At 72.3% G+C, this 12,577-nt stretch carries 12 protein-coding genes and 1 pseudogene; 6 read left to right on the top strand and 7 right to left on the bottom strand.

Features of this window, described 5'->3' with window-relative positions; genetic code table 11:
- Positions 1-318 precede the first annotated feature (318 nt).
- From ectA to thpD, 4 genes are all read left to right on the top strand, one after another.
- On the top strand, positions 319-858 hold the full coding sequence (ectA, locus tag P3H78_RS26775; RefSeq protein WP_276111739.1) for a diaminobutyrate acetyltransferase: 540 nt from the start codon (positions 319-321) through the stop codon (positions 856-858).
- 58 nt (positions 859-916) lie between these two features.
- Positions 917-2,188: a diaminobutyrate--2-oxoglutarate transaminase gene (gene ectB / locus P3H78_RS26770; RefSeq protein ID WP_276111738.1), complete on the top strand. Its 1,272-nt coding sequence runs from the start codon at positions 917-919 to the stop codon at positions 2,186-2,188.
- Positions 2,189-2,288: 100 nt separating this feature from the next.
- A complete protein-coding gene (locus P3H78_RS26765; protein WP_276111737.1) occupies positions 2,289-2,687 on the top strand; it encodes an ectoine synthase in 399 nt (132 codons plus the stop codon).
- Positions 2,688-2,694: 7 nt separating this feature from the next.
- Positions 2,695-3,603, top strand: coding sequence for an ectoine hydroxylase (gene thpD, locus P3H78_RS26760; RefSeq protein WP_276111736.1), 909 nt, complete (start codon positions 2,695-2,697; stop codon positions 3,601-3,603).
- A gap of 70 nt (positions 3,604-3,673) precedes the next feature.
- Here the strand turns inward: thpD and P3H78_RS26755 are convergent, their stop codons facing one another.
- The 5 genes and pseudogenes from P3H78_RS26755 to P3H78_RS26735 form a co-directional block, all read right to left on the bottom strand.
- A complete protein-coding gene (locus P3H78_RS26755) occupies positions 3,674-4,723 on the bottom strand; it encodes an aminotransferase class V-fold PLP-dependent enzyme (protein WP_276111735.1) in 1,050 nt (349 codons plus the stop codon).
- Positions 4,724-4,899: 176 nt separating this feature from the next.
- Positions 4,900-5,613 carry a DsbA family oxidoreductase gene (locus tag P3H78_RS26750; protein ID WP_276111734.1) on the bottom strand — a complete coding sequence of 238 codons (714 nt, stop codon included), beginning with the start codon at positions 5,611-5,613 and terminating at the stop codon, positions 4,900-4,902.
- Between the two features lie 76 nt (positions 5,614-5,689).
- Positions 5,690-6,157, bottom strand: a pseudogene (locus P3H78_RS26745) (GNAT family N-acetyltransferase); the annotation flags it as partial.
- Between the two features lie 130 nt (positions 6,158-6,287).
- Complete coding sequence (locus tag P3H78_RS26740) at positions 6,288-6,896, bottom strand: DUF1349 domain-containing protein (RefSeq protein WP_276111733.1); 609 nt, start codon at positions 6,894-6,896, stop codon at positions 6,288-6,290.
- 62 nt (positions 6,897-6,958) lie between these two features.
- Positions 6,959-8,488, bottom strand: a complete 1,530-nt coding sequence (locus tag P3H78_RS26735; protein ID WP_276111732.1) for an aldehyde dehydrogenase (NADP(+)) — start codon at positions 8,486-8,488, stop codon at positions 6,959-6,961.
- 163 nt (positions 8,489-8,651) lie between these two features.
- Here P3H78_RS26735 and P3H78_RS26730 point away from each other — a divergent pair, with 163 nt between their 5' ends.
- Positions 8,652-9,425 carry an IclR family transcriptional regulator gene (locus tag P3H78_RS26730; RefSeq protein ID WP_276111731.1) on the top strand — a complete coding sequence of 258 codons (774 nt, stop codon included), beginning with the start codon at positions 8,652-8,654 and terminating at the stop codon, positions 9,423-9,425.
- Between the two features lie 3 nt (positions 9,426-9,428).
- The gene (locus P3H78_RS26725; protein WP_276111730.1) at positions 9,429-9,899 is read left to right on the top strand and encodes a GNAT family N-acetyltransferase; all 471 of its coding nucleotides are present in this window, start codon (positions 9,429-9,431) and stop codon (positions 9,897-9,899) included.
- A gap of 207 nt (positions 9,900-10,106) precedes the next feature.
- Here P3H78_RS26725 and P3H78_RS26720 read toward each other — a convergent pair whose 3' ends face one another.
- A complete protein-coding gene (locus P3H78_RS26720) occupies positions 10,107-11,558 on the bottom strand; it encodes an NCS2 family permease (protein WP_276111729.1) in 1,452 nt (483 codons plus the stop codon).
- A 180-nt stretch (positions 11,559-11,738) separates the two neighbouring features.
- The gene (locus P3H78_RS26715) at positions 11,739-12,533 is read right to left on the bottom strand and encodes an HAD family acid phosphatase (protein WP_276111728.1); all 795 of its coding nucleotides are present in this window, start codon (positions 12,531-12,533) and stop codon (positions 11,739-11,741) included.
- Positions 12,534-12,577 lie beyond the last annotated feature (44 nt).

Below are 12,577 nucleotides of genomic sequence, written 5' to 3'. Positions count from 1 at the left end.
GGAAACACAGAAACACGGCAATGAATTAGAATTGCAATTAACGTAGATTCCCTTAATCTTCTGCCCCGTAATCCCTCCCCTAAACACGGAGATCCCACACGTCGTCCTGGTCACAGAATTCGGGGGGATCTCGTGCAGATTGCGCGGCTGTGACACACTGCACAAGCGCACTCCTTTTGTCCCTTATTAACCGGGCAAATTTGGACAATAGATCCTCGATTCACGCGGCCGTGCGCTCGCGCGATAACACAGACGCGCCCGCCACGTAACCCCGAGCGGCGATGCATTTTTGAATTCTGCTCGGTAAGTTCAATTCGTATGACCGCCGCACAAGCAGACCTGCAATCCCCCCACACCGAATTGCCGGAGACCGTGCGTATCGAGCGCCCGGACGTCGCCGACGGCGCCGGGCTGTGGCGGATCGCGAAGGACTCCGGGACGCTCGACCTGAACTCCTCGTACAGCTATCTGCTGTGGTGCCGCGACTTCGCCGCCACGTCCGCGGTGGCACGCGGGACCGACGGCCGGCCCGTCGGCTTCGTCACGGGGTACGTGCGGCCCGACCGCCCGCACACCCTCCTCGTCTGGCAGGTGGCCGTCGACGCGTCCCAGCGCGGCCGCGGCCTGGCCGCCCGGTTGCTGGACACCCTCACCGCCCGCGTCGCCGCCGAGCGCGGGCTCACCGAGGTCGAGACCACGATCACCCCCGGGAACACCGCCTCCGAGCGCCTCTTCACCTCGTACGCCGCCCGCCACGGCGCGGACGTCGAGCGCGAGGTCCTGTTCGCGACCGAGCAGTTCCCGGACGGGCCGCACGACCCCGAGGTCCTCTACCGGATCGGACCGCTCTCCTTCTGACCTGGCCCGCACCAGCATCTCCCCACACCACCCCTCACGCACAGAGGAGCGATTCGACGTGACCATCACCCAGCCCGACCTCAGCGTCTTCGAGACCGTGGAGTCCGAGGTGCGCAGCTACTGCCGCGGCTGGCCCACCGTCTTCGACCGCGCGCAGGGCAGCCGCATGTACGACGAGGACGGCCACGAGTACCTGGACTTCTTCGCGGGCGCCGGCTCACTCAACTACGGCCACAACAACCCGGTCCTGAAACGCGCGCTGATCGACTACCTGGAGCGCGACGGCGTCACCCACGGACTGGACATGTCCACCGTGGCGAAACGTTCCTTCCTGCAGACCTTCCAGGATCTGGTGCTGCGGCAGCGGGACCTGCCGTACAAGGTGATGTTCCCGGGCCCGACCGGCACCAACGCCGTGGAGTCCGCGCTGAAGCTCGCGCGGAAGGTGAAGGGCCGCGAGGCCATCGTGTCGTTCACCAACGCCTTCCACGGCATGTCGCTGGGCTCCCTCGCCGTCACCGGCAACGCCTTCAAGCGCGCCGGTGCGGGCATCCCCCTGGTGCACGGCACCCCCATGCCGTTCGACAACTACTTCGAGGGCCAGGTCCCCGACTTCCTGTGGTTCGAGCGGCTCCTGGAGGACCAGGGCTCCGGCCTCAACAAGCCGGCCGCCGTGATCGTGGAGACCGTGCAGGGCGAGGGCGGCATCAACGCAGCGCGGCCCGAGTGGCTGCGCGCCCTCAAGGAGCTGTGCGAGCGGCAGGACATGCTGCTCATCGTCGACGACATCCAGATGGGATGCGGGCGCACCGGGGCCTTCTTCTCCTTCGAGGAGGCCGGGATCGTGCCGGACATCGTCACGGTGTCGAAGTCGATCAGCGGCTACGGGCTGCCGATGTCGCTGTGCCTGTTCAAGCCCGAGCTGGACGTCTGGGAGCCGGGCGAGCACAACGGCACCTTCCGCGGCAACAACCCCGCCTTCGTCACCGCCACCGCCGCGCTGGAGACCTACTGGGCCGACGGCGCCGCGATGGAGAAGCAGACCCGCACCCGGGGCGAGCAGGTCGAGCAGTGGCTCATCTCGATCACCGAGGAGAACCTCGCCGACATCAAGGAGTACCGGGGCCGGGGCCTGGTCTGGGGTCTGGAGTTCCACGACAAGGCCCGCGCGGGGCGGGTCGCCAAGCGCGCCTTCGAGCTGGGTCTGCTGATCGAGACCTCGGGCCCCGAGAGCGAGGTCGTCAAGCTGCTGCCCGCGCTCACCATCACCCCCGAGGAACTCGACGAGGGCATGAAGACCCTGGCCCGCGCCGTCCGCGAGACGGTGTGACGGGCCCCGCACGGGAAACACCGCAGTACCGGCAGCACCGCAGTACGAGTACACCGCACACCGGGGCACGACCGCCCGGACCGAGGAGGCAGGCAACACCGTGATCGTCCGTTCGTTCAAGGACATCGAGGGCACCGACCGGCACGTGAAGGCCGCGTCCGGCACCTGGGAGAGCAAGCGCATCGTCCTGGCCAAGGAGAAGGTCGGCTTCTCCGTCCACGAGACGATCCTGTACGCGGGTACGGAGACGTCGATGTGGTACGCCAACCACATCGAGGCCGTCGTCTGCACCAAGGGCGAGGCCGAGCTGACCGACCGCGAGACCGGGAAGACCTACACGATCACCCCCGGCACCATGTACCTCCTGAACGGCCACGAGCGGCACACGCTCAAGGTCAAGGAGGACTTCCACTGCATCTGCGTGTTCAACCCGCCGGTCACCGGACGGGAGGACCACGACGAGAACGGCGTCTACCCGCTGCTGACCGAGGAGGTCTGAGACCACCGTGACCGCCGCGACGACCACCCAGCCCACCCCCACCGATCTGTACCCCACCCGCGGCGCCACGGAGGTGGCCGTCCCCCGGCAGGACCCGGTCCTGTGGGGCGCCCCCGACACGCCGGGCCCGGTCGCGGCCGCGGACCTCCATGCCTACGAGCGGGACGGCTTCCTCGCCGTCGACCAGCTGATCACCGACGACGAGGTGGCCGTCTACCGGCGCGAGCTGGACCGGCTGGTCTCCGACCCGGCGATCCGCGCGGACGACCGGTCGATCGTCGAGCCGTCCTCGCAGGAGATCCGCTCGGTCTTCGAGGTGCACCGGATCAGCGAGGTCTTCGCCCGGCTCGTGCGCGACGAGCGGGTGGTCGGCCGGGCCCGGCAGATCCTCGGTTCGGACGTCTACGTCCACCAGTCCCGGATCAACGTCAAGCCGGGTTTCGGGGCGAGCGGCTTCTACTGGCACTCCGACTTCGAGACCTGGCACGCCGAGGACGGCCTGCCGAACATGCGGACCGTGTCCGTGTCGATCGCGCTGACCGAGAACCTCGACACCAACGGCGGCCTGATGATCATGCCGGGGTCGCACCGGACGTTCCTCGGCTGCGCCGGCTCCACGCCGAAGGACAACTACAAGAAGTCGCTGCAGATGCAGGACGCGGGCACGCCTTCGGACAAGGCGCTGACGACGTTCGCGGACGAGCACGGCATCAGGCTCTTCACCGGGCGGGCCGGCTCGGCGACGTGGTTCGACTGCAACTGCATGCACGGCTCCGGCGACAACATCACGCCGTACCCGCGCAGCAACGTCTTCATCGTGTTCAACAGTGTGGAGAACACGGCGGTGGAGCCGTTCGCGGCGCCGGTGCGCCGGCCGGACTACATCGGCGCGCGTGACTTCACGCCGGTGAAGTAGCCGCCCCCCTGATCTGCCGGGCCGGTGCCTCCTCGTGTGGGACGGGGGGCACCGGCCCGGCGGCGTCCGGTCAGCCGGCCAGGGCCGCCAGGAGGCGGTCGACGTCGGCCTCCGTGGTGTACAGGTGGAAGGCCGCGCGCAGCCGGCCCGCCCGGTCGGACACCTCGATGCCCGCCCGGCTCAGCTCCTCGCGCCGGTGCCCGAGCCCGGGGACGGAGACGATCGGCGCGCCGGGGGCGGGGACGGGCTCGTGGCCGAGGTCCGTCAGGCCGGCGCGGAACCGCTCGGCGAGGCGGAGGTCGTGCGCCCGTACGGCGGCCACGCCCAGCTCCTCGACGAGTTCCAGGGAGCGGCGGGCGCCGGCGTAGGAGAACAGCGCGGGGCTCTCGTCGAACCGCCGCGCGGAGTGGGCGAGTTCCTCCACCGGCCCGTAGCAGCTGTCCCAGGGCCGTTCGCCCGCGACCCATCCGGCGAACAGCGGACCGAGGCCGCCGAGGTCGTCGGGGACGGTCAGGAAGGCCACGCCGCGCGGGCACAGCAGCCACTTGTAGCCGACGGCCGCGAGGAAGTCGTGGGCGCCCGCGTCGAGGTCCAGCCAGCCCGCGGCCTGGGAGGCGTCGACGTAGGTGCGGGCGCCGTGCGTCCGTGCGGCGGCCGCGACGGCCGGCAGGTCGGCGATCCGGCCGTCGGCCGACTGCGCGGCGCTCACCGCGACCAGCGCGGTGCCGGGGCGCACCGACTCGGCGATCCGCTCCAGCGGCACCGCGCGCACCTTCAGGTCGCCGCGGACGTGGAAGGGGTTCACCACCGAGCTGAAGTCGCCCTCGGCGGTGAGGACTTCGGCGCCCGCAGGCAGCGCGGCGGCGATCAGCCCGCTGTACACCGCGACCGAGGCGCCGGCCGCGACCCGGCGGGCCGGAACGCCGGCCAGCCGGGCGAAGGCGGCGCGGGCCGCCTCGACGTCCGCGAACATGTCGGTCGGCTGCCCGGCGGCGGCCGACTCCACGGCGGTGCTCAGGGCGTCGACGGTACGACGCGGCAGCAGCCCGGTGCTCGCGGTGTTCAGATAGATGGTCCTCGGGGCGAACTCGGCACGGACGAGGGTCGCGAAGGTCTCCATGGGACCACTGTGGGGGGTGACGCGGGCCCCGTCCATCGGCGTTCCGCACGTGTTCGGCCGGGCCGCGGCGCGGCATTCCCGCCCGCGCCGCGGTCACGGACGCCCGACGGCGGACCCGAGTACGCCTAGGGCGTGTCCGCGACGTCGCGTCGCAGACGGGACTGTGCGGACACGACCTAGGACCGCGGCACCGCGCAGCCGTCGGGGCCGCAGGCCTCCGCGTCGGTGCCCGTGACCCGGGTCAGCGGGGAGCGTCCGCCCCATGCCTGTTCCAGTGCCCGGGTGAAGACCTCGGCGGGCTGGGCGCCGGAGACGCCGTAGGCGCGGTCGAGCACGAAGAAGGGCACTCCGGTGACGCCGAGCTGCGCGGCCTCCTGCTCGTCGGCACGCACCGCGTCGGCGTACGCGGCCGGGTCGGCGAGCACCCGGCGGGCGTCGTCCGCGTCGAGGCCGGCGGCGACCGCCAGCTCCACCAGCCGCTCGTCGTCGGCGAACACCGATCGCTCCTCGGCGAAGTTGGCCCGGTAGAGGGCGTCGAGCAGCTCGCTCCGGCGGCCCCGCTCCGCGGCGAGGTGCAGCAGGCGGTGCATGTCGAAGGTGCTGCCGTGGTCGCGGTCCCGCGTGCGGTACTCCAGCCCCTCGGCGGCGGCCTGGCGCCCCAGGTCGTCCTCGCCCGCCTGCGCCTGCGCCTCGCTCATGCCGTACTTCGCGGCGAGCAGGCCGAGCACGGGCTGCACGTCGCCCTTGGTCCGGTCCGGGTCCAGCTCGAAGGAGCGGTGCACCACCTCGATCTCGTCGCGGTGCGCGAAGGCCGCCAGCGCCTTCTCGAAGCGGGCCTTGCCCACGTAGCACCAGGGGCAGGCGATGTCGCTCCAGATCTCGACGCGCATGGTCCTCGGCTCTCTTCTGCTCGTACGGATGCGGAGACCGCCTCCGCGCAGTGCATGAACGTTCAAGCAGGCTGCTTCATTCCGCGGTCGGGGTCAGCCGCAGGTCGAGGTGGTGGTCGCCGGGGCCGGGGTGCCCGTCCGGGACCCAGCCGTGGCGGGCGTAGAAGGCCTGGGCGCGCCGGTTGCCGACGTGCACCTCCAGCACGGCCGTCCGCAGCCCGTCGGCCTGCCACCGCTCCCGGCACGCGGCCATCAGCGCGGTGCCGATGCCGGCCCGCCAGTGGCCCGGCTCGACGTGGAGCTGGAACAGCGTGACCGTGCCGGCCGGGGCGCCCTCGGGCACGCGGAAGGAGGCGACGCCCAGCAGCGCGCCGTCGCCCACCGCGCACAGCACCTGCCCGCCGGGACGCCCGATGGCCTCCCGCCAGCGGGCCGTCCAGTCGGTCCCGGGGTCCGGGAGGCCGTCCGGGTAGTAGGTGGAGCGGGCGCGCACCATCAGCCCGGCGACGGTCTCCGCCTCTGCGGGCCGGGCGGTGCGGACGACGAGGGAGCCGGGGCGAAGGGATCATGCCGCGGAGGACTCGCCGGGACGGCTCCGCGGTTCCCGCGCCGGCCCGGGCGCCCCCGCACCGGCCAGGCGGCGTCCTGCGCGGGCGCCCGCGGCGGGGAGCCGGTCAGCGGCCGTCGCGCAGGTCCGCGGGCCAGTGCGGGCGGAACTCGACGTGGTCGTACGTCACCACGCAGCCCTCCCCCAGCGGCGCCTGCGTCATGAAGCCGATCAGCGCGGCCTCCGTCTCCTTCTCGCCGCCCAGGGTGAAGAGCCGGACGAAGGTCCAGCGCTCGCCGTCGCGGGAGGCGTGGAAGGCGAAGGCGCGACCGGTGCGGCTCACCCGCAGCCAGACCGAACTGCCGTCCACCGTGAAGGAGTTGGCGTCGTCGGAGTGGCCCCGGGTGACCACCGTGCAGACGGTGGCCACGTCCGGGGAGTACTCCAGGCAGAGCTTGGCCCAGGCCCGCTCCCCCACGTGGACGTAGAGGGCGCCCGCGTCGAAGGACGAGTTGAAGCCGACGGTGACCCGGGCGATCAGCTGGAAGTCCCCGACCGGGGAGCCGAGCAGCCGCGGCGCGTCGGAGGCCGGGTCCAGCGCCTCCCCGGTCGGCGGCACGAACCGGTCCTGCCGGGAACCGGCCCACCCCGTGAGGATGCCGTCCTCGAAGGACCAGTGGCCGTCGGGCCCGTACGTGCGCAGCGCGAAGGGGAGTACCGGGAGCTCTACGTCCATCCGGTGATCCTCTCAGGCGGCGCGGCGGGACCGGCGGGCGGGGAACGCCGCGGCGGACCGGGTCACCGCTCCAGGGTGCCGTCGCAACGGCGGGGCAGCCCGAGGGGGTTGGCGTCGTGCAGCTCCGGCGGGAGCAGTGCCTCGGGCACCCCCTGGTAGACCACGGGCCGCAGCCACCGCTCGACGGCGGTGCCGCCCACGGACGTCGACGTGGAGGTGGTCGCCGGGTAGGGACCGCCGTGGTGCTGGGCCGATGCCACGGCCACGCCCGTCGGCCAGCCGTCGACCAGCACCCGTCCCGCGAGCGGCGTCAGCCGGGCGAGGACGTCGGCGCCGCGCCCCTCGCCGGCCGCCTCCCGTGCGGACAGGTGGACGGTCGCGGTGAGGTTGCCGGGCAGCCGGGCGAGGACGGCGGACGCCTCGTCCTCGTCGGCGTAGCGGGCGAGGACCGTCACCGGCCCGAAGCACTCCTCCAGCAGCAGGTCGTGGACGCCCTCCTCGGCGAGCCGGCGGGCGGGCACCGTCAGGAAGCCCGCGCCGACCGTGTGCTCCCCGCCCGCCCCGGGCGTGACCGGCGACTCCACGTCCGGCAGCGCGGCCCGCCCGGCGATCCCCGCGAGGAAGGCGTCGCGCATCCGGCGGTCGAGCAGGACCCCCGGCTCGGTGGCGCTGACGGCGTCCGTCAGCGCCTTCACCAGCCGGTCGCCGGACCCGCCCGCGGGGACCAGCACCAGGCCCGGCTTCACGCAGAACTGCCCGACGCCCAGCGTCATCGACGCGCCCAGGCCCGTGCCGATGTCCTCGGCCCGTTCCGCGGCCGCGTCCTCGGTGACGAGGACCGGGTTCAGCGATCCCAGCTCGCCGTGGAAGGGGACGGGCACCGGGCGGGCGGCGGCCGCGTCGAAGAGGGCCCGGCCGCCGCCCAGCGATCCGGTGAAGCCCGCGGCGGCGACGCGCGGGTGCCGGACCAGCTCCAGTCCGGCGTCGAAGCCGTGCACCAGGCCGAGGGCGCTGCCCGGGACGCCGTGCCGCGTGCCCGCGGCCCGCACCACATGGGCGACCAGCTCGGACAGGGCCGGGTGTCCGGGATGCGCCTTGACGACCACCGGGCAGCCGGCGGCCAGCGCGCTCGCGGTGTCGCCGCCGGCGACGGAGAAGGCGAAGGGGAAGTTGGAGGCCGCGTAGACGGCGACGACGCCCAGGGGCACCTTGATGCGGCGCAGGTCGGGCACCGGCGGGGTCGCGGCGGCGTCGGGATGGTCGATGACGACGTCGAGGAACGCGCCCTCCTCGACGACGCCCGCCAGTGAGCGCAACTGGTAGCAGGTGCGGGCCAGTTCGCCGGTGAGGCGGACCGGGCCGAGCGCGGTCTCGGCGTCCGCGGCCTCGACGAGCTGGTCCCGGGCGGCCTCCAGCCGGTCCGCCGCGGCGCGCAGGAACGCGGCGCGCACCGCACGGTCGGCGAGGGCGCCGCGGGCCGCGTGCGCGGCGCGGACGACGGCGTCCACCTCCTGGTCCGTGGCCTCCACCGCGACCTGTTCCCGCCGCTTCCCGCTGCGGGGGTCGACACTCCAGACTGGTGCTGCTGCCACCGCGGTTCCCTCCACACGTCCTGCCGCGTCACCGGCCCCGGTGTCCGGCCGAATTCGGGTTGCCCACCACGGCTGTTCGATATATTGAACGCCGTCCTTGATGGTGAATGGATTGCCGGTGACTATATCTCCAGCTTCTCGTCGGACGAAGGGGTCGTGGGCGATGTCGGCGGACGGGGCGGGCGGCGGCGCGCAGGTCAAGTCCGCGGTGCGCACGGTGGAGCTGCTGGAGTTCTTCGCCGGCCGGCCCGGCATGCACTCCCTGGCGGCGGTCCAGGAGGCCGTGGGTTACCCCAAGTCGAGCCTGTACATGCTGCTGCGCACCCTGGTCGAGCTCGGCTGGGTGGAGACCGACGCCACCGGCACGCGGTACGGCATCGGGGTGCGCGCCCTGCTGGTCGGCACGTCCTACGTCGACGGCGACGAGGTGGTCGCGGCGGCCCGGCCGGCTCTGGACCGGCTGTCGGACGACACCGCCGAGACCGTGCACCTGGCCCGTCTGGACGGCACCGACGTCGTCCACCTGGCCACCCGCCCGTCGCAGCACCACCTGCGCCCCTTCACCCGGGTGGGGCGCCGACTGCCCGCCCACTCCACCGCCCTGGGCAAGGCGCTGCTGAGCACCCACGACGACGAGCAGGTCCGCTCCCTGCTGCCCGGGACGCTGCCGGCGCTCACCGAGCACACGATCACGGACCGCGAGCAGCTCATCGAGGAACTGCACCGGATCCGGGACCAGGGCTTCGCCGTGGACCGCGAGGAGAACACGCTGGGGCTGCGCTGCTTCGGCACGGCCGTCCCGTACCGCACGCCGGCCCGCGACGCGGTCAGCTGCTCGGTCCCGGTGGCCCGCCTGACCCCGGCCCACGAGCAGACCGTGAAGGACGCCCTGCTCGACGCCCGCGACCGACTGATTCTCGCCACCCGGAGGCTCTGAACGATGGAGATCGCGCTGCGCGAGGTCCACGACAGCGACCTGCCCGTCTTCTTCCGGCAGATGAACGACCCGGAGGCGCTGCGGATGGCCGCCTTCGCCCCGAAGGACCCGGCCGACCGGGACGCCTTCGACGCGCGCTGGGCCCGGGTGCGCGCCTCCGGGGACGTGCTGCGCACGGTCCTGGCCGACGGGGACGTGGTCGGCAGCGCCGCGGTGTACGGGGATCCGGGAGAGCGGGAGGTCACCTACTGGGTGGACCGCGCCTTCTGGGGACGGGGCATCGCCACGGCCGCGCTGCGCGCGCTCCTGGCCGAGGTCCCCGAGCGCCCGCTGTACGCGCGGGCGGCCGCCGACAACGCCGGCTCGCTCCGGGTGCTGGCGAAGTGCGGCTTCCGGGAGTCGGCCCTGGCCCGGGGCTGGGCCGAGGCGCGCGGCGAGGAGATCGACGAGGTGGTGCTGGTCCTGCGCGGCTGACGGCGGGCGCCGCCGGCGGGGCGGCCCGCACCGTGCGTGACGGGACGGCCGCACGCCGGACACGTCCCCAGTCGGACGCGGCCCGCTCCGAGGTCAGCGGCAACGGCCTCGCGGCACCGGTGGCGCGGGCGATGATGAAGGCCGCGCTGAAGGACTGGGACCACGGGCGGAAGGACGGGGCGGCCCCGCGCGGGCCGCCCCGTCGCCTCACTTCACGCCGAGGAGCTGCTCGACGGGGTCGATCGCGAAGTAGACCAGGAACAGCGCCGAGACGGCCCACAGCAGCCCGTTGACCTCCCGCGCCTTGCCGAGGACCGTCTTCACGACCACGTACGACAGGAAGCCGGCGCCGATGCCGTCGGTGATGGAGTACGTGAAGGGCATCGCGGCGATGGTGAGGAACGCGGGGATCGCGATCTCGTAGCGGTCCCAGTCGATGTGCTTGACGTGCGTCATCATCAGGAAGCCCACCGCGATCAGGGCGGGCGCGGCGGCCTGGAGCGGGACGATCGTCAGCAGCGGCGTCAGGAAGAGCGCGAGACCGAACAGGCCGCCGGTCACCAGGTTGGCGAAGCCGGTGCGCGCGCCCTCGCCGACCCCGGCCGCGGACTCGATGTAGGCGGTGTTGGAGGATGCGGAGCCCACTCCGCCGGCGATCGCGGCGGCGCCGTCGATGAACAGCACGCGGCCGATGCCCGGGACCTGGCCCTGCTCGTCGAGGAGGCCGGCCTCCGCGCTGATGCCGACGATGGTGCCCATGGCGTCGAAGAAGTCCGACAGGACCAGCGTGAAGACGAGCAGGACGACGGTGATCGCGCCGGTCTCGCCGAACGCACCGAAGACGCTGAAGTGCCCGACGAGCCCGAAGTCGGGGGCGGCCACGAGGGTGTCGGGCAGCTTCGGGGTGGTCAGGCCCCAGCTCTTCACGTCGGCGACCGCGTCGATGACGACGGCCACGGCCGTCATGGTGACGATGCTGATCAGGATGGCGCCCTTCACCCGGCGGGCGAGGAGGGCGATGGTGAGCAGCACGCCGAGGCAGAAGACCAGCACGGGCCAGCCGGTGAGCCGGCCCACCGCGCCGAGCTGCACCGGCACGGTGCTGTGCGCCGCGTCCGGGATGCGGCTGACGAAACCGGCGTCGACGAAGCCGATGAAGGCGATGAACAGGCCGATGCCCACACCGATGGCCTGCTTGAGCTGCTGCGGGATGGCGTTCATGATCGCCTCGCGCAGGCCGGTGAGCACCAGGACGCAGATCAGGACGCCCTCGATGACGACGAGACCCATCGCGTCGGCCCAGCTCATCAACGGGGCGAGCTGGAAGGCGACCACCGCGTTCAGGCCGAGCCCCGCGGCGACGGCGAGCGGCAGGTTGCCGCCGACGCCCATCACGACGGTCATCACGCAGGCCACCAGGGCGGTGGCGGTGACCAGTTGGCCGGTGTCCAGCTGGTGGCCGAACTTGTCCTTGGCGCTGCCCAGGATGATCGGGTTCAGGACCAGGATGTAGGCCATGGTGAAGAACGTGGCGAAGCCGCCGCGTATCTCCCGGCCCAGGGTGGAACCCCGTTCGGAGATCCGGAAGTAGCGGTCGAGGCCGCCCGCGGGGCGGGGCGGGCCGCTCGGCCGGTCGGTCACCTTCTGCGTTTCGGACATGGACGGCGCTCCTCGCTGCCTGAACGATCGCGGTGCGGATGCTGGCTGGATTGTTCCCATGCCGGACCGGTTTCAGGTTTTCTCCGTGTTACGGAATCAGCGCGCTCCCGCCGGTCCGGGGCGGGCGCGCACCGGGGTGCGCGCCCGCCCCGGGACACCGGGGTGTCCGGAAGGACGTCCCTAGCCGACGAAGTACGTCGGGTTCGGCAGCTTGTACGTGCGGTCGGCGTGGCCGCCGTCGAGGTCCGAGTACTGGTCGCCGAAGTTGGCGACGATGTCGTACCCGAGGTCCTCGATGTGCTTGCGGGTGCCGGACTTGTACTGGACGGTGGTGCACTTCCAGGAACCCGGCGTGGCGCAGTCGCTCAGGTACGACGGCGGGTTGGCCGCGTCCTTGAGGAACATGTGGCCGGCGTCGAGGTTCACGTCGGCGCCGATCTTCTTCAGGTTCGCGACCGCGGCGGAGCGCTGGGCCTCGCTCAGACCGGAGTTGTAGAAGACCTCGACGCCCTTCTTGGCGGCGTACTGCACCAGCTCGGGGCTGCCGAAGACGGCCGGGCGGTCGGCCTGGTTCACGTACGCGGCCCAGGTGGCCGAGTTGTACGTGTAGTTGTAGCGCTTCTCGTAGTCGAGGCTGAGGAGGAGCGTGTCGTCGATGTCGAAGACGACGGCCGCCTTCTCGCCCCGGTGGTGGGCCTTGCGCGCGGCCTTGTCCACCCAGCGCCGGGCGTCGGCGTCGACGCGCGCCAGGTCCCTGGCGTACGGGCTGTCCGGGGACGCCTGGTACACGCCGTTGCTGTCGGCCGTGGTGCCGTAGTAGGTGTCGATGTCCTTGACCAGGAGCCCGATGTTGTAGGGCTCGTGGGTGGAGTTGGCCGTCGACTGCCCGGCCGTGGCCGCTCCCGCGCCGTAGAGGGCGCCGCCGGCGAGGGCACAACTGGCGACGACCGCAGCCGCTCTGAGGGACTTCCGCATGGAATCTCCGGATCTGGTTTGGTGGTTGATGCACCAGGTCGTGC

Origin of the sequence: Streptomyces tropicalis (assembly GCF_029269835.1) — a bacterium.
Taxonomy (GTDB): Bacteria; Actinomycetota; Actinomycetes; order Streptomycetales; family Streptomycetaceae; genus Streptomyces; species Streptomyces tropicalis.
Note: the sequence above shows the minus strand (reverse complement) of the source record. Positions and strands in the feature narration are given on the sequence as shown.